The sequence below is a fragment of the Rhodobacter sp. 4.3.4 genome (genome assembly GCF_058724655.1).
This window is the reverse complement of sequence record NZ_CM178967.1, coordinates 580,134-603,110: the sequence shown is the minus strand read 5'-3', so window position 1 is coordinate 603,110 and position 22,977 is coordinate 580,134. Positions and strand designations below refer to the sequence as shown.

The 22,977-nt window shown below is 66.0% G+C and carries 21 protein-coding genes; 7 read left to right on the top strand and 14 right to left on the bottom strand.

Annotation, left to right across the window (positions count from 1 at the left end; genetic code table 11):
• Positions 1–24: 24 nt before the first annotated feature.
• Positions 25–270, bottom strand: coding sequence for a hypothetical protein (locus tag AC4PTB_RS02985; RefSeq protein ID WP_492191616.1), 246 nt, complete (start codon positions 268–270; stop codon positions 25–27).
• Between AC4PTB_RS02985 and AC4PTB_RS02980 the strand changes: the two genes are divergently transcribed.
• Entirely contained in the window at positions 257–850 is a 594-nt protein-coding gene (locus AC4PTB_RS02980; protein WP_492191615.1) for a hypothetical protein, read from the top strand. The two genes, AC4PTB_RS02985 and AC4PTB_RS02980, sit on opposite strands and share 14 nt — an antisense overlap.
• Before the next feature lie 65 nt (positions 851–915).
• Here AC4PTB_RS02980 and AC4PTB_RS02975 read toward each other — a convergent pair whose 3' ends face one another.
• Positions 916–1,902: a 2-hydroxyacid dehydrogenase gene (locus tag AC4PTB_RS02975; protein WP_492191614.1), complete on the bottom strand. Its 987-nt coding sequence runs from the start codon at positions 1,900–1,902 to the stop codon at positions 916–918.
• An 86-nt stretch (positions 1,903–1,988) separates the two neighbouring features.
• Here AC4PTB_RS02975 and AC4PTB_RS02970 point away from each other — a divergent pair, with 86 nt between their 5' ends.
• Positions 1,989–2,609: an SH3 domain-containing protein gene (locus tag AC4PTB_RS02970; protein ID WP_492191613.1), complete on the top strand. Its 621-nt coding sequence runs from the start codon at positions 1,989–1,991 to the stop codon at positions 2,607–2,609.
• 51 nt (positions 2,610–2,660) lie between these two features.
• Positions 2,661–3,542 (top strand): cation diffusion facilitator family transporter, encoded by an 882-nt coding sequence (locus AC4PTB_RS02965; protein WP_492191612.1) that lies wholly within the window; start codon positions 2,661–2,663, stop codon positions 3,540–3,542.
• Between the two features lie 121 nt (positions 3,543–3,663).
• On the opposite strand, the gene AC4PTB_RS02960 is transcribed toward AC4PTB_RS02965, so the two are convergent.
• The 4 genes from AC4PTB_RS02960 to AC4PTB_RS02945 all read right to left on the bottom strand — a co-directional run bounded on the left by AC4PTB_RS02960 (position 3,664) and on the right by AC4PTB_RS02945 (position 9,780).
• Positions 3,664–5,679, bottom strand: coding sequence for a M3 family metallopeptidase (locus AC4PTB_RS02960; RefSeq protein ID WP_492191611.1), 2,016 nt, complete (start codon positions 5,677–5,679; stop codon positions 3,664–3,666).
• A gap of 93 nt (positions 5,680–5,772) precedes the next feature.
• Positions 5,773–7,959 (bottom strand): 3-hydroxyacyl-CoA dehydrogenase NAD-binding domain-containing protein, encoded by a 2,187-nt coding sequence (locus AC4PTB_RS02955; RefSeq protein ID WP_492191610.1) that lies wholly within the window; start codon positions 7,957–7,959, stop codon positions 5,773–5,775.
• An 11-nt stretch (positions 7,960–7,970) separates the two neighbouring features.
• Positions 7,971–9,182 carry an acetyl-CoA C-acetyltransferase gene (locus tag AC4PTB_RS02950; RefSeq protein WP_492191609.1) on the bottom strand — a complete coding sequence of 404 codons (1,212 nt, stop codon included), beginning with the start codon at positions 9,180–9,182 and terminating at the stop codon, positions 7,971–7,973.
• Between the two features lie 385 nt (positions 9,183–9,567).
• Positions 9,568–9,780, bottom strand: coding sequence for a hypothetical protein (locus tag AC4PTB_RS02945; RefSeq protein ID WP_492191608.1), 213 nt, complete (start codon positions 9,778–9,780; stop codon positions 9,568–9,570).
• A 166-nt stretch (positions 9,781–9,946) separates the two neighbouring features.
• Here AC4PTB_RS02945 and AC4PTB_RS02940 point away from each other — a divergent pair, with 166 nt between their 5' ends.
• Positions 9,947–11,392: a tryptophanase gene (locus AC4PTB_RS02940; RefSeq protein ID WP_492191607.1), complete on the top strand. Its 1,446-nt coding sequence runs from the start codon at positions 9,947–9,949 to the stop codon at positions 11,390–11,392.
• A gap of 39 nt (positions 11,393–11,431) precedes the next feature.
• Here AC4PTB_RS02940 and AC4PTB_RS02935 read toward each other — a convergent pair whose 3' ends face one another.
• Positions 11,432–12,469, bottom strand: coding sequence for a hypothetical protein (locus AC4PTB_RS02935; protein WP_492191606.1), 1,038 nt, complete (start codon positions 12,467–12,469; stop codon positions 11,432–11,434).
• A 26-nt stretch (positions 12,470–12,495) separates the two neighbouring features.
• Positions 12,496–12,966, bottom strand: a complete 471-nt coding sequence (gene greA, locus AC4PTB_RS02930) for a transcription elongation factor GreA (RefSeq protein ID WP_013066258.1) — start codon at positions 12,964–12,966, stop codon at positions 12,496–12,498.
• Between the two features lie 251 nt (positions 12,967–13,217).
• Here greA and AC4PTB_RS02925 point away from each other — a divergent pair, with 251 nt between their 5' ends.
• The 3 genes from AC4PTB_RS02925 (at position 13,218) to AC4PTB_RS02915 (ending at position 17,548) form a co-directional block, all read left to right on the top strand.
• Positions 13,218–14,879, top strand: coding sequence for an electron transfer flavoprotein-ubiquinone oxidoreductase (locus tag AC4PTB_RS02925; RefSeq protein WP_492191605.1), 1,662 nt, complete (start codon positions 13,218–13,220; stop codon positions 14,877–14,879).
• 109 nt (positions 14,880–14,988) lie between these two features.
• Positions 14,989–16,701 (top strand): tetratricopeptide repeat protein, encoded by a 1,713-nt coding sequence (locus tag AC4PTB_RS02920; protein ID WP_492191604.1) that lies wholly within the window; start codon positions 14,989–14,991, stop codon positions 16,699–16,701.
• Positions 16,688–17,548: a 4-(cytidine 5'-diphospho)-2-C-methyl-D-erythritol kinase gene (locus AC4PTB_RS02915; RefSeq protein ID WP_492191603.1), complete on the top strand. Its 861-nt coding sequence runs from the start codon at positions 16,688–16,690 to the stop codon at positions 17,546–17,548. The genes AC4PTB_RS02920 and AC4PTB_RS02915 overlap by 14 nt, the downstream gene beginning before the upstream one ends.
• On the opposite strand, the gene AC4PTB_RS02910 is transcribed toward AC4PTB_RS02915, so the two are convergent.
• Genes AC4PTB_RS02910 through AC4PTB_RS02885 form a run of 6 tightly spaced genes read right to left on the bottom strand, consistent with a single transcriptional unit; the run spans position 17,541 to position 22,968 of the window.
• A complete protein-coding gene (locus AC4PTB_RS02910) occupies positions 17,541–18,044 on the bottom strand; it encodes a prepilin peptidase (RefSeq protein WP_492191602.1) in 504 nt (167 codons plus the stop codon). The genes AC4PTB_RS02915 and AC4PTB_RS02910 overlap by 8 nt on opposite strands.
• Position 18,045: 1 nt before the next feature.
• Positions 18,046–18,906, bottom strand: a complete 861-nt coding sequence (locus AC4PTB_RS02905) for a tetratricopeptide repeat protein (RefSeq protein ID WP_492191601.1) — start codon at positions 18,904–18,906, stop codon at positions 18,046–18,048.
• Between the two features lie 25 nt (positions 18,907–18,931).
• Complete coding sequence (locus AC4PTB_RS02900) at positions 18,932–19,495, bottom strand: tetratricopeptide repeat protein (protein ID WP_136908505.1); 564 nt, start codon at positions 19,493–19,495, stop codon at positions 18,932–18,934.
• Between the two features lie 10 nt (positions 19,496–19,505).
• Positions 19,506–20,519, bottom strand: a complete 1,014-nt coding sequence (locus AC4PTB_RS02895; protein ID WP_492191600.1) for a type II secretion system F family protein — start codon at positions 20,517–20,519, stop codon at positions 19,506–19,508.
• A gap of 10 nt (positions 20,520–20,529) precedes the next feature.
• Complete coding sequence (locus tag AC4PTB_RS02890) at positions 20,530–21,498, bottom strand: type II secretion system F family protein (protein WP_492191599.1); 969 nt, start codon at positions 21,496–21,498, stop codon at positions 20,530–20,532.
• A 15-nt stretch (positions 21,499–21,513) separates the two neighbouring features.
• On the bottom strand, positions 21,514–22,968 hold the full coding sequence (locus tag AC4PTB_RS02885) for a TadA family conjugal transfer-associated ATPase (protein WP_492191598.1): 1,455 nt from the start codon (positions 22,966–22,968) through the stop codon (positions 21,514–21,516).
• Positions 22,969–22,977 lie beyond the last annotated feature (9 nt).

Genomic DNA, 22,977 nt, shown 5'->3' with positions numbered 1-22,977 from the left:
TCCCCCGGTCACGCCGCCGCCAGTTTACCATTTGGTGAGCTTTCCGATGATCCGCGACACCTGCGGGTGTAATATATCATGGAATCCGTCGTCCGAGGCTGTCATGTCGCTTGTTGCTTCCGTCTCTGCCGTCTCTCCTGTCACTGCCGTCTCGGGCGGGTCCTCGCGCGCGGCCACGGCGCAACCTGCCGCCAGCAGCAGCGGCGTCAGCGCGGCAGCAGCCACCGGCCCCGGCAGCGCCCCGTCCCGCAAGCTGATGGGCCAGGTCATCGAGGCCTCGCTGGCCGGGCCGCTGACACGGGCGAAAAGCCAGGACACGACGCCGCAAAGCGGGCTGCGCGATGTGTCGAAAGAGGCGCGGCAGATGCCCGAAAACCCCGCCTCCGACCGGATGAAGCGCGAAATCGCCAGCACGGAGACCCAGCCCGCGGGGGCGGTTTATTCCGTCAAAAAGATCGCGGCGGAAGCGGCCAGAGAAATGAAGGACCGCGAGCCGACCCCGGTCGAGGTGCTCAAGGACCAACAGGCGGGCGGCAAGCCCGGCGGCAATGTCGAAGAGCTGAACGCACTGATCGAACAGACCTCGCCGCTGATGCAAAAGGTCGATCTGTCGCAGACCCGCACCGATCTCAGCAAGCAGGATGACGCCCTGCGGCAGATGAGCGAGCAGGCGCTGGCCGAGGGACGCGCCCGCCGCGGCACCAGCCTGACCGACAAGCCCTCGGCGCAGGAACAGATGCAAAGCCAGCAGAAGGCCGCGCAGGCCCGCGAGGGCGCCTATTCGACGATGTCGCTGACCGCCGTCAGCCCCGACCGGCAGCATGGCCGCACCGTCCGTCTGACGATGTGAGCGCGCCTCTGGTGCAATCTGACCCTCGCGTGATGTGACAAGGGCGGCCCGGGCCGCCCTTTCGCTTACAGCATCCCCGGCACGACCAGGTCCGGCGGCCGATGGCCATCGGCAAAGGTCTTGATGTTCAGGATCACCTTTTCGCCCATCTCGATCCGGCCCTCGCGCGTGGCCGAGCCCATATGCGGCAGCGCCACCACATTGGGCAGCTCGCGCAGCGCCGGGTTGATGTTGGCGCGGTGCTCATAGACATCCAGCCCCGCCCCGGCCACTTCGCCCGCCTTCAGCGCCCGCACCAGCGCGTTCTCGTCGATCACCTCCCCGCGCGAGGTGTTCACGATGACGACCGAAGGTTTCATCAGCTTCAGCCGCCGCGCATTGAGCAGATGGAAGGTCGAGGGCGTGTGCGGACAGTTCACCGAAATCACGTCCATCCGCGCCACCATCTGATCCAGGCTGTCCCAGTAGGTCGCCTTCAGATCGGCCTCGGTCTCGGGGCGCAGCTGACGCCGGTTGTGGTAATGGATCTCCATCCCGAAGGCGGCGGCGCGGCGCGCGACCGCCTGACCGATCCGGCCCATGCCGATGATGCCCAGCCGCCTGCCGCCGATCCGCCCGCCCAGATTCGCCATCGGCGCAAAGCCCTGCCAGTCGCCGCGCGCCATCCCGGCCAGCCCCTCGGGGATGCGCCGGGTGACGGCCAGGATCAGCGACATCACCATGTCGGCGGTATCCTCGGTCACCACGCCGGGGGTATTGGCCACCAGCACGTTGCGCGACCGCGCCGAGGCAACGTCGATGTGATCCACCCCGGCGCCGAAATTCGCGATCAGGCGCAAGCGGTTCCCCGCCCCGGCCAGCATGTTGGCATCGATGTGGTCGGTCAGCGTCGGCACCAGCACATCGGCCCGCTGCATCGCCGCCACCAACTCCTCGCGGGTCATCTTCTCGTCCGTCTCCCGCAGGGTGACATCGAAGAGCTCCTTCATCCGCGTCTCGACCACCTCGGGCAACCGTCGCGTCACGACAACACTCAGTCGCGGTGCGGGCATGGTTGTCTCTCCTCTCTTCCAAACATGTCTGCTTGCATGCAAATTGACCGTCAAAGGGGCAAGTTACAAGCCCGGAGAGAGCAGAAATGACGACTTTTGGCGTTTTGGCGAAATTTTGTTGCGCGCGCGATCGCGGAAGACGCCCGTCGCACCGGCTGGCGGGGCTGATCCTGGCCGCAGTGCTGGGATTTGCCCCCTTGGCTGCGCCCGCGCAGGAGCTGGATGACAGCCCGCCCCCCACGGACGAGGCGGTGGCGCAGGCGCTGGCCGCACAAAACGGCCGCGGGCCGGTGACGAACCTGCCCCTGCCGCGCTATGTCTCGCTCAAGGGCTCCGAGGGTAATGCGCGGCGCGGCCCCTCGCTGTCGCACCGCATCGACTGGGTCTTCACCCATCCCGGCATGCCCTTGCGGGTCACCGCGGAATTCGGCCATTGGCGCCGGGTCGAAGACCGCGACGGCGCGGGCGGCTGGGTGCATTACGCGCTTTTGTCGGGCGTGCGCACGGTGATCGTCGAGGATGACATGACCGAACTGCATGCCCGCGCCGATGCGAAATCGGCGGTGGTGGCGCTGGCCGAGATGGGGGCGGTGGCGCAGCTGGAAAGCTGCACCCCGGACTGGTGCGAGATCAGCGCCGAGGAGGCCGACGGCTGGGTGCCGAAATCGGCGATCTGGGGCGTGGACGCGGATGAAATCCGTGACTGAGGCGGGCAGATCGGCTAGGGACAGGGCCCGCAACAAAGCCCCGAGTCGTTCATGCCCTATGATGCCCCTTCGCAGAAACTGAATCTCTCGGCGGGCTTCGCCTCGGTCGGCGTCGCCGCGGTGCTGGTTGCACTGAAGCTCTGGGCGCTTTGGGCGACCGGGGCCTTGTCGATCGCTGCCTCGCTGGCTGATTCGGCGATGGATCTTTTCGTCTCGGCCGCGGGTCTGGCGGCGATCATCTATGCGGCGCGGCCCGCCGATGACGATCACACCTTCGGGCACAGTTCGATCGAGGATCTGGTCTCGCTCGGACAGGCGATCTTTGTCGCGGCCTCGGGCGGGCTGATCCTCTGGGTCTCGGTCGAGCGTCTGATGGCGCCGGCGGTGCCGCTGGCCGCCGAGGGGGCGGGGATCGCGGTGATGGCGGTTTCGGCCGGGCTGACGGCGGCGCTGGTGCTGTGGCAGCGCCGCGTGGCGCGGCTGACCGGCAACAAGGTCGTGGCGGCGGACATGCTGCATTACGTGGGCGACCTGCTGCCGACTTTGGGGGCGATTCTGGCGCTGGGTCTTTCGGCCCGGTTCGGCTGGTCACAGGCCGACAGCGTGATCGCGATTCTTGCGGCGCTTCTGATGCTGCGCGGCGCGCTGCAGATCGGCCTTGCCAGCTGGCATGCGCTGATGGACCGCGCCGCCCCCGCCGATGTGGTGCAGGGCATCGCCGAGATTGCGGCGCTCTGGCCCGGGGTGCGCGGCTTTCACGACCTGCGCACCCGCACCGCGGGCGCGCGCATCTTCGTGCAGCTGCATATCGAACTGGATGGCGAACAGTCGCTCGACGCCGCCCATGCGATCGCCCGCAGCCTGAAACGCGCCATCCGCGAGGCCTATCCGCAGACCGATGTGATCATCCACATGGATGTCTGGCAAGGCTAGAGACGGCGGCGGCAGCCAAGGCGGGGGGCGCTGCCCCCCGGCCTCCTGCGGAGGCGCCCCCCGGCGTATTTTTCCCAAGAAAAAGCACAGGGTTTTTTCCTGGTTCAAATACGCCCTTTTCTCAGGCCTCCACCAGGCCACGGCCCTTCAGCAGCGCCTCGACCCCCGGGGTCTTGCCGCGGAAGGCCAGCCAGGCGGCATCGGCGGGCACCGATCCGCCCACCGACAGGATGCAGCGTTCCAGCCGCTCGGCTGTCGCCGGGTCGAAAGCGTCGCCGGTTTCCTCGAAGGCGGCGAAGGCGTCGGCATCCATCACCTCGGACCACATGTAGCTGTAATAGCCCGCCGAATAGCCGTCGCCGCTGAAGACATGGCCGAAATGCGGCGTCGCATGGCGCATGCGGATCGCCTTGGGCATGCCGATCCCGGCCAGAACCTGCGCCTGCAGCGCCATCGGATCGGCGGGCGCCGCGCCCTCGTGGAAGGCAAGATCGACCAGCGCCGAGGCGACGAATTCCACCGTCAGGAAGCCCTGATCATAGGTCGCGGCGGCCAGAAGCTTGTCGCGCAGCGCCTTCGGCATCGCTTCGCCCGTTTGCCAATGGCGGGCGTGCCGCTCCAGCACCTCGGGCACTTCCAGCCAATGTTCGTAAAGCTGGCTTGGCAATTCCACGAAATCCCGCGCGACCGAGGTGCCCGAGACGAATTGATAGGTCACGTCGGAGAGCATCTGATGCAGCGCATGGCCGAATTCGTGAAACAGCGTGCGCGCGTCGTCATAGGACAGCAGGCAGGGATCGCCCTTGGCGAAGTTGCAGACATTGACCACGATCGGCCGGGTCTCGCCGCCCAGCTTCTTTTGCGACCGCATCGCCGAACACCAGGCACCCGAGCGTTTCGAGGGCCGCGCGAAATAATCCCCCAGAAATACCGCGATATGGCGGCCCTTGCGGCTCACTTCCCAGCCGCGCACGTCCGGGTGATAGAACGGCCCCTCGATCGGGCGGAAATCGAGCCCGAAGAGCCGGTGCGCGGTGTCGAACATCGCGCCCAGCATGGCCTCGAGCGAGAGATAGGGTTTCAGCGCCGCCTCGTCGAAATCATGCTCGGCGACGCGGCGTTTTTCGGAATAATAGCGCCAGTCCCAGGCCTCCAGATCGCCATTGAGGCCATCTTCATGCATCATCGCCGTCAGTTTCGCGGCATCGGCCTCGGCGGCGGCCTTGGCGGGCGCCCAGACCCGCATCAGGAGATCGCGGACAGTTTCCGGCGTCTTCGCCATTTCGGGATCAAGCTTATAGGCGGCGAAACTGTCATAGCCCAGAAGCTTCGCCCGTTCCTCGCGCAGGTTCAGGATTTCCGCCGCAATCAGCCGGTTGTCGGTCGCCCCGCCATTGGCCCCGCGCGCCCCCCAGGCCTCACAGGCCAATTCGCGCAGATCGCGGCGGGGGGAAAACTGCAAAAACGGCACGATCAGCGAGCGGTTGAGCGTCAGCACCGGCCCCGCCTGCCCGCGCTCCTCTCCCGCCGCCTTGGCCGCGGCGATGACGAAATCGGGCAGGCCGTCAAGCTCGTCCTCGGAAAGCGGCCGGAACCAGTCGCGTTCATCCGCCAGCAGGTTTTGCGAAAAGGCGGTCGAGAGCACCGCCAGCCGTTCCTTGATCTCGGTCATCCGCTCGGCATCGGCGCCCGCAAGCGCCGCGCCAGACCGCACGAACATCTGGTGATAAAGCTCCAGCACCCGGGCCTGTTCCGGGGTCAGATCCAGAGTGTCGCGCGTCTGCCACAGCTGCTCGATGCGCGCGAACAAGGGCCGGTTCATCGTCACTTCCGAGGCAAAGCCCGCCATCTTCGGCGCCAGATCGCGCATCAGCGCCTCGCGCGCCGGGGTGCTGTCAGCGCCCGCCAGATTGTAGAACACCCCCGACACCCGGTCGAGCAGGGCTTCGGCCAGTTCCAGCGCCTCGATGGTGTTGGCAAAACCCGGCGGTTCCGGGTTGGCTGCGATGGCGGAAATATTCGCGCGCGCCTCGGTCAGGGCCTGATCGAAGGCGGGGCCGAAATCGGCGTCGGTGATCGCGGCGAAATCGGGCAGCGCGAAGGGGCCAAGGCCCTCGGCCAGAAGCGGGTTGGTCATGGGGTCACTCCTTTGCGCCAAAGCTAGGCTGCGCGCGCGCAAAGGAAAAGGGGCGATGCCGCGGCACCGCCCCCTTTCGCGTGACCAGGGCGCTCAGGCGGCTTTCGCCGCCATGCCCGCACCGAAACGGGCGTAGAAACTGTCGCCCTTGGAAGCGATGTCGCGCAGAAGCGCCGGGGTCTCGAAACGGGCGCCATACTGCGCCGAAAGCCCGTCGCAGATCTCGACCGCGCGCGCCGCGCCCAGGATGTCAAGCCAGGCGAAGGGGCCGCCCGACCAGGGCGCAAAGCCCCAGCCCAGGATCGCGCCGACATCGCCTTCGCGGATATCGGTCAGGACGCCCTGCTCAAAGGCGCGCACGGCCTCCAGCACCTGCACCATTAGCAGACGGTGCTGCACATGGGTCAGCTCGGGTTGCGCCGCGGCGCGGGGATATTGCGCCGAAAGCCCCTCCCAGATGCCGCCGCGCTTGCCCGCATCGTAGCTGTAGAAACCCGCATTGGCTTTCTTGCCCAGCCGCCCCTGCTCCGCCATCCAGAACACGACCTCATCAACCGCGCTGTCGGGATAGGCCGCGCCCATCGCGGCCTTCGTCGCCTTGGCGATCTTCACCCCCAGATCGATCGAGGTTTCATCGACCAGTTGCAGCGGCCCCAGCGGCATGCCGACCAGCTTCGCGGCATTCTCGATCAGCACCGGGTTCACCCCCTCGGCCACCATGCGGATGCCCTCGTTGATATAGGGGATGATGCAGCGGTTGGCGTAGAAGAAGCGGGCGTCATTGACGACGATCGGCGTCTTGCGGATGGCGCGCACGAAATCGAGCGCCTTCGCCACGGCCACTTCGCCGGTGTCCTTGCCCTTGATGATCTCGACCAGCATCATCTTGTCGACCGGGCTGAAGAAATGGATGCCGATGAAGTTTTCCGGTCGTTTCGAGGCCTTGGCCAGGCCCGAGATCGGCAGGGTCGAGGTGTTGGTGGCAAAGATCGCCGTCTCGGGGATCACCGCTTCGGCTTTTGCCGTCACCTCGGCCTTGACGGCGGGGTCTTCAAACACCGCCTCCACGACCAGATCGCAGCCCGCCAGCGCCGCATAATCGGTGGTGGCGGTGATGCGGCCCAGAACCTCGGCCTTCTTCTCTTCCGTCACCTTGCGGCGTTGGATGCCCTTGTCGAGGATGCCGGTCGAATAGGCCTTGCCACGCTCGGCGGCCTCCTGGCTGGCGTCGATCAGCACCACTTCGATGCCCGCATTGGCGGCGACATAGGCGATACCCGCCCCCATCATGCCCGCCCCCAGCACGCCCAGTTTCTTCACCGACTGATCGGCGACCTTGGGCCGGTTCGCGCCTTTTTCCAGCGCCTCCTTGTTGATGAAAAGCGAGCGGATCATCGCCGTCGAAGACGGGTTCATCAGCACCTTGGTGAACCAGCGCGCCTCGATGCGGAGCGCCTGATCAAAGGGCACCAGCGCCCCTTCATAGACCGCGCTCAGCAGTGCCTTGGCGGCCGGATAGACCCCCATGGTCTTGCCATGCACCATGGCACTGGCGCCGACATAGGTCATGAAGCCTGCCGGGTGATAGGGGGCGCCGCCGGGCATCTTGTAGCCCTTGGCATCCCAGGGCTTGACCAGATCGGCCTCGGTCGCTTTCAGCACCCATTCCCGCGCGGCGGCCATCGGATCGGCGCAAACCTCGTCGATGATCCCCGCGGCCTTGGCGGCCTTGGGATCGGACAGCTTGCCTTCCAGCAGGAACGGCGCCGCCATCATCGCGCCCATCTTGCGCACCAGCCGCGTCGTGCCGCCCGCGCCGGGGAAGATGCCGACCATGATTTCCGGCAGGCCGATCTTCGCCTTCGGGTTCTCGGCAGCAAAGATGCGGTGGCACGACAGCGGCAGCTCGAGCCCGATGCCAAGCGCAGTGCCCGGCAGCACGCAGGCGATCGGCTTGCCCCCTTTCAGCGTTTTCGGGTCCATGCCCGCGCGCTCGATCTTGCGCAGCACGGCATGCATCTGCATCACGCCCGCAAAGATCGCCTCCGCTCCGCCTTCGCGCATTTTCGCGATGACGTTCAGATCCATGCCGCCGGCGAAATCCTTCTTGCCGCTGGTCAGCACGATGCCCTTGCAGGCCGGATCGGCCAGACAGCCATCGACCAGCGCGCTGAGCTGGGCAAAGCCCTCAAGGCTCATCACGTTCATCGACTTGTGGGGCACGTCCCAGGTGATGACGGCAACGCCATCGGCGCCCAGATCACAGGTGAAATCGGTCATGGTTTCCTCCCTCAGACCCGTTCGATGATGGTGGCCGCGCCCATACCGGAGGCGATGCAGAGCGTCGCAAGGCCGGTGGACAGGTCACGCCGTTCCAGCTCATCGAGCAGCGTGCCGATGATGATGGCGCCGGTCGCGCCAAGCGGGTGGCCCAAAGCCATCGCGCCGCCGTTCACGTTGACCCGATCCTGACCCACGTCAAAGGCCTGCATGAAGCGCAAAACGACGGCGGCAAAGGCCTCGTTCACCTCGAACAGGTCGATGTCGGCAATGCTCATGCCGCTGTCGCGCAGGATCTTTTCGGTGACGGGCACCGGGCCGGTCAGCATGATCGTCGGATCGGTGCCGATCTTCGCAGTGGCGCGAATGCGGGCGCGCGGTTTCAGCCCATGCGCCTGCCCGAACTCCTTCGAGCCGATCAGCACGGCCGCCGCGCCATCGACGATGCCGCTGGAGTTGCCCGCATGGTGGATATGTTCGATCCGCTCCAGATGCGGATATTTCAGCATCGCCACCTTGTCGAAGCCCGGCATCACCTCGCCCATGTCCTTGAAGGCGGGCTTGAGCTTGGCCAGATCCTCCATCGTCGTGCCGGGGCGCAGATATTCGTCCCGCTCCAGGATCACCAGCCCGTTCTGATCGCGCACTGGAACGATCGATTTTGCGAAACGGTTCTCGGCCCAGGCCTCGGCGGCGCGGCGCTGGCTTTCAACCGCCAGCGCATCGGCCATGCCACGGCTGAACCCATATTCGGTGGCGATGATATCGGCGGAAATCCCCTGCGGCACGAAATAGGTCTTCATCGCCAAGGACGGATCAACGGCGATCGCCGCCCCGTCCGAGCCCATGGCAACGCGGCTCATCATCTCGACCCCGCCCGCGATATAGGCTGCGCCCGCCCCCGCCTTGACCTGATTGGCGGCCAGGTTCACCGCCTCCATGCCGCTGGCGCAAAAGCGGTTGATGGACAAACCGGGGATCGATTGATCCAGCCCCGAGAGCAGCACGGCAGACCGCGCAAGGCAGCCACCCTGCTCGCCCACCTGGGTGACATTGCCCCAGATCACATCCTCGACCGCATGCCCCGTCAGGCCGTTGCGTTCGGCCACCGCATCCAGAAGCCGCGCCGACAGCGCGACCGAGGTGACTTCATGCAGGCTGCCGTCAGCGCGCCCCTTGCCCCGCGGCGTGCGGCAGGCGTCATAGATATAGGCTTCGGTCATCGTTCCTCCTCTGCCCGGACGAGGCCGGGCCTGCTCCCGTCGCGGGATCCCCGCTTCGGCAAACATATTGCAACGAATTGACGTGCGCGTAAGTAGCCTGGCGACAAAGTGGCGCAACGTCACGAGGGAGCGACGGCACGACCGGCGAAAAGGGCGTATTTGTGCCAGGAAAAGCCCAAGCCAAGGTGCGCCCCGGCTGACGGAGGTCACTCAAGCCTCTCGGGAAGATCATTCCCCGCGCCGGGGCGGCTTTTCCTTGGACGGTCATCGGCTCGCCAGCCTGTACCGTGCAACCAGACTGCCGCGCCGTGGCTAACAAAACCTTACGCGCTGGCTTTTTCCCGGTCCAAATACGCCCTTGCCGACACCGGCCCCCAGCGCGCCCTCAGGCCTTGCGATCTTCAAGCTCCGCCTTGAACAGCCGCAGCCGCACCGCAAGATTTTCGGGATGCGTCACCGAGTTGAAATGCTCGAAGAGAAAGCACAAAGCCTCGTCCGGGCTCAGCCCGGCTTCCGCGGCGAAGCGGTGCAGCACGCGATAGGCGTCATTCGTCAGCGAGACCGGAAAGCGGCGCGTCAGGCGCAGGCGTTTGGGCATGGGCGGGTCCTTCTTGCCCCCGCAACCTAAGCCGAGGCCGCCCCGAAAGCCAGAGCCCGGCCATGGCAGCCGTGATCTTGTGCCGCAGCTGCCGCGGATTGATCGCAGCCGCGCCCTGGCGCTCAATCGCCGCGGGAAACAGGGCCACCGGCCCGGGGAGGAAGAGATGGTCGTGAAATTCTTTGGCGGCGAGACCGTGCCGCTGGAAATGCACAAGGTGCGGGTGGTGCAAAAGCTCACCCTTGCGCCGATCGAAGACCGCTTGGCGGCGATCACCGCGGCGGGCAACAACACCTTCCTGTTGCAAAACCGCGATATCTTCATGGACATGCTGACCGACAGCGGCGTCAACGCGATGTCCGACCGGCAGATGGCGGCGATGATGGTCGCCGACGACAGCTATGCGGGTTCGGCCACCTACGAGAAATTCGCGGCGAAGCTCATCGAGCTGTTCGGGATGGAATTCATCCTGCCCACCCATCAGGGCCGCGCCTGCGAAAACATCCTGTCCCAGGTGCTGGTGAAGCCCGGCACGATCGTGCCGATGAACTACCATTTCACCACCACCAAGGCGCATATCGTGCTCAACGGCGGCACGGTCGAAGAAATCCCCCATGACCGCGGCCTTGAGGTCACCTCGACCCATCCGTTCAAGGGCGACATGGATATTGCCAAGCTCGAGGCCCTCGTCGCCACCCATGGCGCCGACAAGATCGCCTTCGTGCGGATGGAGGCGGGCACGAACCTGATCGGCGGGCAGCCGATCTCGCTTGCCAACCTGCGCGAGATCCGCGCCGCCTGCGACAGGCACGGGATGACCTTCGTTCTGGATGCCTCGCTTCTGGCCGACAACCTGTGGTTCAACAAGACCCGCGAGGAGAGCTGCAAGGATCTGAGCATCGCCGAGATCACCCGCCAGATCGCCGATCTGTGCGACGTGATCTATTTCTCGGCGCGCAAGCTGGGCTGTGCGCGGGGCGGCGCCATCTGCATCCGCTCCGAGGCGCTTTACCGCAAGATGCGGGTGCTGGTGCCGCTTTACGAGGGTTTCCTGACCTATGGCGGCATGTCGGTGCGGGAAATCGAGGCGCTGACCGTCGGGCTTGAAGAAACCATGGACGTGGACATGATTTCGCAAGGGCCGCTCTTCATCGACTACATGGTGCGAGAACTCGACCGCCGCGGCGTGCCCGTCATCACCCCGCCCGGGGGGCTGGGCTGCCATATCGACGTGATGCGCTTCCTGCCGCATGTCCCGCAGGCGCAATATCCGGCCGGGGCGCTGGCCTCGGCGCTGTTCATCGCGTCAGGCATCCGGGGCATGGAGCGCGGCTCGCTGTCGGAACAGCGCAACCCCGACGGCACCGAAGTCTATTCGAACATGGAGCTGTTGCGCCTCGCGATGCCGCGCCGCGTCTTCACGCTGTCTCAGGTCAAATATGCCATCGACCGGATCGACTGGCTCTATCAGAACCGCGATCTGGTCGGCGGGCTGGTCTTTGTCGAGGAACCGGAAATCCTGCGCTTCTTCTACGGGCGGCTGGACCCGGTGGGCGACTGGCAGCAGAAACTGGCGGCGAAGTTCCGCGCCGATTTCGGCGACAGCCTGTAATCGCAGACGAAAACGGTCGGGGCCTGCGGGCCCCGATCCTCAATCAAAGGTGCCGGTGACGCGGCCCAGCAGCATGAAGGCGCGGGCGGTGCGGGTTTCGGCCAGTTCCGCCACTTCCTCATCGCTGGCGTTTTGCTCGAATTCGGTGAAGGTGCGGTCGAACTGGCGCAGGAAATGATGCGCCGCGTCGCGAAAGATCGTGTCGGCGCGCATCCGCCCCGCGGTCAGCGCCAGGGACGAGCGATCCCGCACCCCACCCAAAGCCGCGATCTCGCGGCCGCGCTCGCCCTTGGCGAAGCGGCGCCACAACTCGGGCCGCGCCCGGTCGGGTTTCAGATCGTCCATGTAGATGCCGTCCTGCGCCAGCAGGTTCAGCACATCCTGCGCCGCGCGCAGCAATTTCGCCATCGTCCGGTCTTCCAGCGCCCGGCGCAGGGCGCGGAAGCCCTCCTTGTCCTCGGCATTGTCGGGGAACTGCATGGCGCGGATGAAATCGGCCACCGAGACCGGCGGCTTGAGATCCTCGGCGGGCGTGCCAAGCGCCAGCCGGGGCTGATCATCGACCGGGGCCGCGGCTTTCGGCACCGCCAGAGCCGCCTTGCGGTCGGCCGGGGGCTGCGCCCCCGCATGGTCGCGCCGGGTCGAAAAGGTCGCCAGCGCCGATTCCGCCTGCCGCGCCGCGATCGCCACCTCGTCGAGCTTTTTCTCCAGCGCCTGACCGCCGCGGATCTGGCTCTGGTTCATCCAGGCCGAGCGCATCGCCTCCAGCGCGACCTTCAGCGCCTGCGCCTCGGCGCGCATCTCCTGCGCGGTGCGGGCGGTGACGGCGGCGATCCAGATCATCACCACCGGCAGCACGACGCCCACCACCGCCATCACCAGCGAGGCGGCATTCGGCCCCGTCGCCCCGTCCGCGGGCAGGAACAGCCAGACGGCACCGACCAGCGCCAGCCAAAGCGCGGTCAGCCCGCCCGCCACCCATTCGGTGCGGCGCGACGGCATGTCCGGTTCCGGCACGGGCGACCATGGCACCGCACCGCCTTCGGAGGTCTTGCGCTCGGACTGGGGCTCGCCCATCTCGTCATCCTTGGTCGGGGGCCCGCTTACAGGAAACGGACCGACAGGATTTCATAACTGCGCTGCCCGCCCGGGGTGCGGACCTCGACGCTGTCGCCCTCGTCCTTGCCGATCAGCGCGCGGGCCAGCGGCGACTTGATGTTCAGAAGACCGCGTTCCAGATCGGCCTCGTGCTCGCCGACGATCTGATAGGTGCGCTCTTCCTCGGTATCCTCGTCGACCAGCGTCACCGTGGCCCCGAATTTGATCGAGCCCGACAGCTTCACCGTGTCGATCACCTCGGCGCGGCCCAGGATCGATTCGAGTTCCTTGATCCGGCCCTCGACGAAACTCTGTTTTTCGCGGGCGGCGTGATACTCGGCGTTTTCCGACAGATCGCCATGTTCGCGCGCCTCGGCAATCGCCTTGATCACGGCGGGCCGTTCGACGGACTTCAGCGTTTTCAGTTCCTCGTCGAGCACGTCGTAGCCGGCGCGCGTCATCGGTATCTTTTCCATGGCGGTCTTGACCTGTGCTGGCTGCCAATTCTTCTTCTTAGCCCTGTGAGGTAAATCCGCCAAGCGGGTCCGGTGTCAAGGGTGGCGGGGCGTTTTCCGCCGACCCTGTGCCGCATCCGGACAGGCGTGTCTTCTCTGCAGATGCGAAAGATTGTTGCGTCGCGGCGCTGCGTAACAATTGCTTCATGTTCCCATTCGCGTTACCACGACGCCGGAACGCGCTGCTGCTGCCTGAACGAAGGAGCCCCAAGATGGCCGAGATCGAACGCGAGTCGATGGAATACGATGTGGTGATCGTGGGGGCCGGTCCTTCGGGGTTGTCTGCGGCGATCCGGCTCAAGCAGATCGATCCCGATCTGAACGTGGTCGTGCTGGAAAAGGGCTCCGAGGTCGGCGCACATATCCTTTCGGGCGCGGTGCTGGACCCGCGCGGGCTCAACATTCTCATCCCGGACTGGAAGGAAAAGGGCGCGCCGATCAAGACCCCGGTCAAGGAAGACAATTTCTTCCTGCTCTCGGCCACCGGGCACAGCCGCATCCCGAACTGGCCGATGCCGAAGCTGATGTCGAATCACGGCAACTACATCGTGTCGATGGCCAATGTCTGCCGCTGGATGGCCGAACAGGCCGAGGCGCTGGGGGTCGAAATCTTCCCGGGCATGGCCTGTTCCGAGCTGGTCTGGGACAAGGACGCGCAGGGCACCCCCCGCGTCGCCGGGGTCGTCGCCGGGGAGATGGGGCTTTTGTCCGATGGCACGCCCGGCCCGAATTACGAACCCGGGATGGAGCTGCGCGGCAAATATGTCTTCCTTGCCGAAGGGGTGCGCGGCTCGCTCTCCAAGCAGCTGATCGAGCGCTACAACCTCTCCGATGGCAAATGCCCGCAGAAATTCGGCATCGGGATGAAGGAAATCTGGGAGATCGATCCCAAGAAGCACCGCGAAGGCACGGTGAGCCATACGATGGGCTGGCCGCTCGACCATAACGCGGGCGGCGGCTCGTTCATCTATCACATTGAAAACAATCAGGTGTATATCGGGCTTGTGGTGCATCTGAACTACCAGAACCCGCATCTTTACCCCTATATGGAATTCCAGCGCTTCAAGCATCACCCGATGGTGGCGCAGCTGCTGGAGGGCGGCAAGCGCGTGGCTTACGGCGCGCGGGCGATTTCCGAGGGCGGCTGGCAGTCGATCCCGAAACTGACCGTGCCGGGGGCGGCGCTTCTGGGCTGCTCGGCAGGCTTCGTCAACGTGCCGCGGATCAAGGGCAACCACAATGCGATGCTCTCGGGCATTGCCGCCGCCGAGGCCGCGGCACGGGCGATCAAGGCCGGGCGCGCGGGCGACGAGCTGGTGGAATACGAGGCCGATGTCCGCACGGGCGTGATCGCCAAGGATCTGATCCCGGTGCGCAACGTCAAGCCGATGTGGTCGCGCTGGGGGATCTGGGCCTCGATGTTCCTGGGCGGGCTCGACATGTGGACGAATTCGCTGCTGGGCTTCTCCTTCTTCGGCACGCTCAAGCATCAGAAGACCGATGCCGCCCATACCGGGCTGGCCAAGGATTTCGCGCCGATCGACTATCCGAAACCCGATGGCAAGATCAGCTTCGACCGGCTGACCAATGTCAGCTTCGCCTTCACCAACCACGAGGAAAGCCAGCCCTGCCACCTGCGGCTGAATGATCCCTCGGTGCCGATCGCGGTCAACCTGCGCGACTATGCCGAACCGGCGCAGCGCTATTGCCCGGCGGGGGTCTATGAAGTGCTGGGCGAGGGCGATCAGGCGAAGTTCCAGATCAACTTCCAGAACTGCGTGCATTGCAAGACCTGCGATATCAAGGACCCGTCGCAGAACATCACCTGGACCACGCCGCAGGGCGGTGACGGGCCGAACTACCCCAACATGTGAGTCTTGCGCGTCACATCGGCGTGTTGCGGGGGGGGCTTGTGCCGCCCCCGATTGCTTTGCGCGATGGGCCTCGCTACCCTTTGGGAAGCCCGATCAAAAGGACCCCTCCGTGCCCTTCCTCTCCCGACTTTCGCCTGCTCTCTGCCTCGCCGCGGCCCTTGGTCTGGCGCTTCCCGCCACCGCGGTCCGGTCCGAGGATGCGGGCGCCTATCTGGCCGCGCAGGCGGCGGCGACGGACAACAATTACGCCGCGGCGGCAACCTATTATCAGCGCCTTCTGGCCGATGATCCCGGCGATGAGCGGGTGCAGGAGGGGCTGCTGGTCAGCCTGATCTCGCTGGGCGACATGGCCGCGGCCCGCGATCTGGCGGCGCAAATGGTCACCGCCAAGCAGCCCTCGCAGGTGGCGGTGCTGGTGATGCTGGCCGAGGCGGCGCGCTCGGGCGATTTCGCCGCCGGGCAGGCGCTTCTGGACCGCGGCGGCGACGCCGGTCAGCTGGTGGGCGGGCTTTACAAGGCCTGGGCCTTGGCGGGCGAAGGCAAGATGTCCGAGGCGATGGCGAGCTTTGCCGCGCTGGGCAAGATCGACGGGCTCGAGGGCTTTGCCGCCTATCACCGCGCGCTGGCCGCGGCGCTGGTCGGCGACCACGAGGGCGCCGAGAAGATCTTTTCGGGCAAATATGCCGATTACTTCAATGGCACCCGGCGCGGGATTCTGGCCCATGCCCAGGTGCTCTCGCAGCTGGAACGCGATGGTGACGCGGTGGCGCTGATCGATCAGGCCTATGGCGATGCCGCCCCCCCCGAGATCGCCGCGATCCGCAAGCAGCTGGCGGCGGGGGAGACCCTGCCCTTCACCCGGATCGGCTCGGCCCGCGATGGCGTGGCGGAGGTGTTCCAGTCGGTCGCGCTGGCTTTGAGCGCGGATTCGCTGCCCGGTTTCGCGCTGGTCCATGCCCGGCTTGCGCTGTGGCTGCGCCCCGATGATGTCGATGCCGCGCTGCTGATCGCCGACATCCTGGAATCGCAGGAACAATATGATCTGGCGATCGCCGCCTATGCCGAGATCGGCCCGGACAATCCCACCTTCTATGCCGCCGAACTGGGCCGGGCGCAGGCGATGGTCTCGGCCGGGCAATCCGACGCGGCGATCGGCGTGCTCGAAGCCCTCTCCCGCAGCCATCCCGACCTGCCCAATGCCTGGTCCTCGCTGGGCGACACGTTGCGCCGCGAGGAACGCTACGCCGAGGCCGCCACGGCCTATGACAAGGCGATCGCGCTGACCGGCAAGCCGCGTCCGGCGGATTGGCCGCTGTGGTATTCGCGCGCCATCGCGCAGGAGCGCTCGGGCCAGTGGGAGAAGGCGGAAAAGGGCTTCCGTCAGGCGCTGAAACTTGCGCCCGATCAGCCGATGGTGCTGAATTATCTGGGCTATTCCTATGTCGAAAAGCGGCAGAACCTGAAGGAAGCGCTCGAGATGATCAAAAAGGCCGTCGCCGGGCGGCCTGATGACGGCTATGTCACCGACAGTCTGGGCTGGGCCTATTACCGGCTGGGCCGCTATGACGAGGCGGTGGTGCAGATGGAAAAGGCGGTCGAGCTGACCCCCGCCGATCCGCTGCTCAACGACCATCTGGGCGATGTCTACTGGGCCGTCGGGCGCCAGCGCGAGGCGGAATTCCAGTGGCGTCGGGCGCTCAATCTGGGGCCCTCGCCCGATCTCGACCCCAACCGCGTCCGCCGCAAGCTTGAAGTCGGGCTGGATGCCGTGCTGAAGGAGGAAGGTGCCGCGCCGCTGCACCCGGACCATGCGCAGAATTGACGTTTTCGCCCCGGCCAAGGTCAACCTGGCCCTGCATGTCACCGGCCAGCGCGCCGATGGCTATCATCTGCTTGACAGTCTGGTCGCCTTTTCGCCGGTGGGCGACGGGCTGACGCTTTCCCCGGCCGCGGCGCTGGGGCTGAAGGTTGGCGGCCCCGAGGGCGCCGCCGTGCCCGAGGGCCCGGAGAACCTGGTGCTGAAGGCAGCGGCGCTGTTTGGCGTGGGCGCGGCGGTGGTGCTGGAAAAATGCCTGCCCGCGGCTTCGGGGATCGGCGGCGGCTCCTCGGATGCGGCGGCGGCCCTGCGCGGCATGGCGGCGCTGACCGGGCAGCCCCTGCCCGAGGCGGGCGCGGTGCTCAAACTGGGCGCCGATGTGCCGATGTGTCTGGACCCGCGCCCGGCCCGCACCCGCGGCATCGGCGAGGATCTGACCCCGGTCACCCTGCCCGCCCTGCCCGCGGTTCTGGTCAATCCGCGCGTCGAAGTGCCCACGCCCTCGGTCTTCAAGGCGCTGCGCTGCAAGGACAATCCGCCCCTGCCCGAGATCCCGGCCTTTGCGGATGCGGGCGCCTGCATCGCCTGGCTGGCCAGCCAGCGCAACGATCTGCAGGCCCCGGCGGTGGCGCAGGCCCCGGTGATCGCCGAGGTGCTGGCGGTGCTGGCCGCCCTGCCCGGCTGCCAACTGGCGCGGATGTCGGGATCGGGGGCGACCTGTTTCGGCCTGTTCGGCTCCGATGCCGAGGCCGCAGCGGCGCAGGCGGCCCTTGCCGCAAGCCATCCGGGCTGGTGGAGCGCGCATGGCGCGCTGGGCGATCAGGCGCAGAAAGCCGCGCCGCAGCTCAGGTGAGCGCGGCGATCAGCCCGAGATAGCAAAGAAGCGTGCTCACCAGCACCAGGCCGAAGGGGAATTTCCGATGCCCCCAGCTGGCCCAGTCGGGCGTCGCCGCGCGCACGGCCGGAATGGCGCGGGCGATGCGATGCAGGGCGAAGGCCAGGATCAGGCAGGCCTGCAAAAGCACCAGCGCCAGCATCACCCGGCCCGGATCGGCGGAAAAGAACGGCGCGCTCGCGGCGGCGAATTTCACGTCGCCCATGCCGACGCCCAGCGCGATGTTCAGCACAAGGCCGATGACCAGAACCACCGGCAGATGCAGCCAGCGCCAGGCCCAGACCTCGGGCGGCAGCACCAGAAAGCCGACGACGGCAAAGACCGCGATCAGCGAAAGCACCGCGGCATTGCGGATCTTCATGTATTTCAGATCGGTATAGCTGACCCAGGCGCAGATCGGCAGCACCGCGACGAACAGCGCCAAGGCCGATTGCGACACGCTCAGTCCCAGCATCTCAGCCCCGCTTGCCGCCGGCATCCAGCGCTTCAAGCGCCCGTGCCGCTTCCTCGAAATAGACCGGCGAGGTGTCGACCGCATCCTGCAACAGGCCCTTGCCGATCGTCACATCGCCCTGCTTGATCGCCGACAGCGCCGCCGTATACAGCAGCTTCGCCCGCTCGGTCTGGGTCATGTCGACCACCGGCAGGTCGTATTTGTGCTGCGCCGCCCGCGCCATCACCAGATTGTTCTTGGTGGTGAACGAGGTGGAATCATAGCTCAGCGCCTCGGCGAACAGCGTTTCGGCGCCCTTGGCATCGCCGCGCGTCAGCTTGGAAAAGCCCCAGTTGTTCAACACCCCCGAGGGCCGGGTGGTCAGCCCCGCGGCGGTTTCATAAAAACTGTCGGCCTTCTTCCAGTTCTTCTCGCTGTCGGCGACCATCGCTTCGAGCTTGTAGCGCTCAAAAGTCTCGTGCGTCGGCGGAATGGCATTCAGCGTCGCCTTGGCGGCTTCCCATTTGCCCGCCCGGATCTGCGCATCCGCGAGCGCCACCCTGTCGTCATTGCCGCCTTCGGGCATGGCGATGACCCGGGTCCAGACGCCGATCGCGGCTTCCGCCTGACCGGCCCGCACCATCGACTTGCCCAGGCCGCGCTGCAGGTCGATCCGCTCGGGGTGTTCGTTCGTCGCGCGGGTGAAATAGGCCACCGCCTCGCGCGGGTCGCCTACCGTCAGCATGATATCCGACAGGTTCGTCGCATCGACCGCATTGACCGAGTCGAGCGCCTTGTCGACCTCGGCCTTGTCGCGGCCCATGCAGCCGGAAAGCGCCAGGGAACAGCCCGCAAGGAGCACAAGGATGATCGGGTGGCGCATGGTGCTGCGTCCTCTTGCTCGTGCCTCACTGCTCGGTCAGCAGCAGGTATTCTCCAACCCCCCGCCGCACCAGCTTGAACGGTCGGTCCGTCGGCGGATCATAGGCGGGTTTCTCTTTCTTTGCGAGGGCCAGGCGCAGGTTTTGCCGGATCGCGTCGGATTCGCCACTGTCGAGCCCATAGGCGATCTGGAACACCCGCGCCGCCTCGGCGGCCTTGCCCTGCTCCATCAGCACCACGCCCAGATTGTTCCAGGCGGGCACGAAACGTTCGTCCTTTTCGGTGGCGCGGCGCAGGATCTGTTCGGCCTGGCCCAGACGGCCCAGCTTCAGATCGGCCGAGCCGATCGCCGAGAGCACGTCAACGGTCGCCCCCTGCTCGCCCGCGGCGCGGTAATAGGCCTTCAGCGCCAGCTCGTATTCGCCCGCCGCCATCAGCCGGTGACCGACGATCAGCCCGTCGACACCCTCGCCCTCGGCCGCGCCGGGGGCAAAGGGGCTGCCCTTCGACGCGCCAAGGCCGCCCGGCATGCAGGCGGCCAGAAGGCACAGCGACAGCGCGGCAAGCGGCGCGAAACGGGTCAGGCGCATCGATCAGATCTCAGGGGCCGCCACCGATGGCGGCGAAGTTCGCCATCATATCATGCACCGAGGGGCCGACAAGGATGATGAGCAGCGGTGGCACGGTGAACACCATCGTGCCCAGCGTCATCTTGGTCGGGATCTTGTTCGCCGCTTCCTCGGCGCGCATGATCCGCTTGTCGCGCATGTCGGCGGCATAAAGCCGAAGCGCCTCGGCGATCGAGGTGCCGAATTGCTGGCTCTGGATCATCACGGTGACGAAAGAGGCGACATCGGGCACGCCCGAGCGTTCGGCAAAGGCGCGCAGCACTGTGGGCTTGTCCAGACCGGCCTTGATCTCATGGGCGACGGTTTCGAATTCCTCGGCCAGCGCGGGGTAGGCATTGGCCAGTTCCTTCGCCACCCGGATGATGCCCTGATCGAGCGATTGCCCCGCCTCGACACAGACCAGAAGCATGTCGAGCGCATCGGGAAAGCCGTCCTGGATTTCCTGGGTGCGGGCGGCGACGCGCTGGTTCACCCAGCGGCGCGGCGCGTAATAGCCGCCGACCGCCGGGCCAAGGATCGCCAGGATCGCATTGGTCGAGTCGAGCGGGATTTCATGTCCGGCATTGTAGGACAGCACGTAAAGCACGCCGAGGCCAAGCAACGAAATCGCCAAGGCGAATTGCACGGCATGGAAATGACGCACCGCATGCGGGCCGCGATAGCCCGCCTTGTGCAGCCATTTCCGGCTTTCGGACATTTCTTCCTTGTTTTGCGGCTCCAGAAAGCCCGCGAATTTCTGCAGCTTGTCGGGACCGCCGCTGTTGCGCAGTCTTTGCGCCTTTTTCGTCGCCTCCTGCGCCGCTCCGGCGGTGCCGCCACTGGCTGCGATGCTCTTGCGCAGCTTCTCGAACGGGTCTTCGCGGCGCGACACAAGCGCGGGCAGCGCCGCGAGCACCAGACCGGCGCCCAGCCCCGCCAGGGCGATGACCGGGCCCATCGGACCCAGCCAGGCAGTCAGCATCTCGGTGATCGCTCCTGCGGGCATCCCTGTCTCCTCAGACCTTGATCGTGGTCATGATCTTCATGAACAGCATGTTCGCCCCCAGAAGCGCGAAGACGAGCAGAGCGGTCGGAACGAAGGCGGGCTCGTCCTTGACGTTGTCATAGAAATTGGGCGCCACCACCTGGATCACCACCAGCACGGCGATCGGAAAGCCCGACAGGAAAATGCCGGACCATTTCGGCTCGGCGGTGATGGCGCGGACGCGGCGGAACAGCCGGAACCGCGAGCGGATCACCTTGGACAGCCCGTCGAGCACCTCGGCCAGGTTGCCCCCCGAGGTCTGCTGGATCGAGACGGCGACGGCGAGGAAGCGCAGATCCTGCATGTCGAGCCGCTCGGCCAGATCGCGCAGGCTGTCCACCACATTGCGGCCATAGGCGGCCTCGTCGGCGATGATGCCGAATTCGGTGCCGAGCGGATCGGGGATTTCCTTTGCCACCGCCTGGATCGCCGAGGCGAGGGGATGGCCGACGCGCAGGCTGCGCACCATCAGCTCGACCGCATCGGGCAGCTGATCCTCGGCCAGTTTCAGCCGCTTGGCGGCCTTGCCATGGACCCAGAAATAGACCCCGCCGACGCCCATCAGAACCGCCAGCACCGCCCGCACCGGGGTCGAGGCCTGGGTGCCCAACGTCAGGCCCAGAAAGGCCACGAAGCTGACCAGCGCCATCACACCGATCAGCGCCATCGGCGAAAAGGCGATATTGGCCCTTTGCGCCTTGGAGGCGAGCAGGGAATAAAGCGGAATGCCCTGTGCCTTCGCATGCTGCGTCGTCTCCTTGCGCAGCAGTTCAAGCACCTGTTCGCGCCGCTGCCCCTTCTCGAGCATCTCCAGCCGCCGGTTCACCCGGTTGTTGAGCGAGATCGACTTGCCGAAGACCAGCAGATAGATGCCCTCGACCAGAAGCAGCACGGCAACGAAGATCAGGCCATAGATGATCGGCGTGGCGGAAATGATCATGGGCTTCGGCCTCCGTCAGTCCTGAACCGGTTCGTAAATCACCGCGGGCAGATCGTAGCCCCATTGCCGGAAGCGCTCCGAATAATGGCTGCGCACGCCGGTTGCGGTGAAGCGGCCGATGATCCTGCCATCGGGCGCAAGACCCAGCCGTTCGTAGCGGAAGATTTCCTGCATCGAGATCACGTCGCCCTCCATCCCGGTGATTTCGGTGATCGAGACCATCCGCCGCGAGCCGTCCTGCAGGCGCGAGGCCTGCACGATCAGGTTGACGGCGCTGGCGATCTGGCTGCGCACGGCCTTGATCGGCATTTCGATGCCGGCCATGGCGACCATGTTTTCCAGCCGCGAGATGCCGTCGCGCGCCGAGTTGGCGTGGATCGTGGTCATCGAGCCGTCGTGACCGGTGTTCATCGCCTGCAGCATGTCGATCACTTCCTCGCCGCGGGTTTCGCCGACGATGATCCGGTCGGGGCGCATCCGCAAAGCGTTGCGCAGACAGTCGCGCTGGGTCACCGCGCCCTTGCCCTCGACGTTGGGCGGGCGGCTTTCCATCCGGCCGACATGGGTCTGCTGCAGCTGCAATTCGGCCGTGTCCTCGATCGTCAGGATGCGTTCGGAGTTGTCGATGAAGCTTGAGAGCGCATTCAGCGTCGTGGTCTTCCCCGAGCCCGTCCCCCCGGACACGATCACATTGAGCCGCGTCGCCACCGCAGCCTGCAGATAGGCCGCCATCTCCTCGGTGAAGGCGCCAAAGCGGACCAGATCGTCGATCCCCAGCTTGTCCTTCTTGAATTTGCGGATCGACACCAGCGAGCCATCGACCGCGACCGGCGGCACCATCGCGTTGAAGCGCGAGCCATCGGCCAGACGGGCGTCGACATAGGGGTTGCTTTCATCGACGCGCCGACCGACCGCCGAGACGATCTTGTCGATGATCCGCAGCAGGTGCTTTTCATCCTTGAAGGTGACATCCGACAGCTGCAGCTTGCCGAAGCGTTCGACAAAGATCTGATTGGGCCCGTTCACCAGGATGTCGGAGACGGTCTCGTCTTGCAGCAGCGGCTCGAGCGGGCCAAGGCCCATCACCTCGTCGTAAAGTTCCTGATGCAGGCTCTGCCGTTCGGCGGCGTTCAGCACCACCGACATCTCGGTCATCGCCTCGCCCGAAATCGCCGCGATCTCGGCTTTCAGCTCCGCTTCCGAGGCATGTTCCAGCGCGGCGAGGTTGAGGTTTTCCAGCAGACGCTTGTGCAGCTCGACCTTGAGCTCGCCCATCCGTTCCTTGCGCTTGCGGTCCTTGTCGGCGGCCGCCACCTGCGGCGGCACCGGCGCACCGGGCATCGCCCGGCGCTGCACACCGGGTTTCGGAATCTCGGGCGGGGCAGCGATCGGCACCGGCGGCACCGGCGCGGCGGGCCGGGCGGGTCCGCCGGGCGCGGCAGGGGCGGATTTCTTGTAACGCGAGAACATGGCGATCTC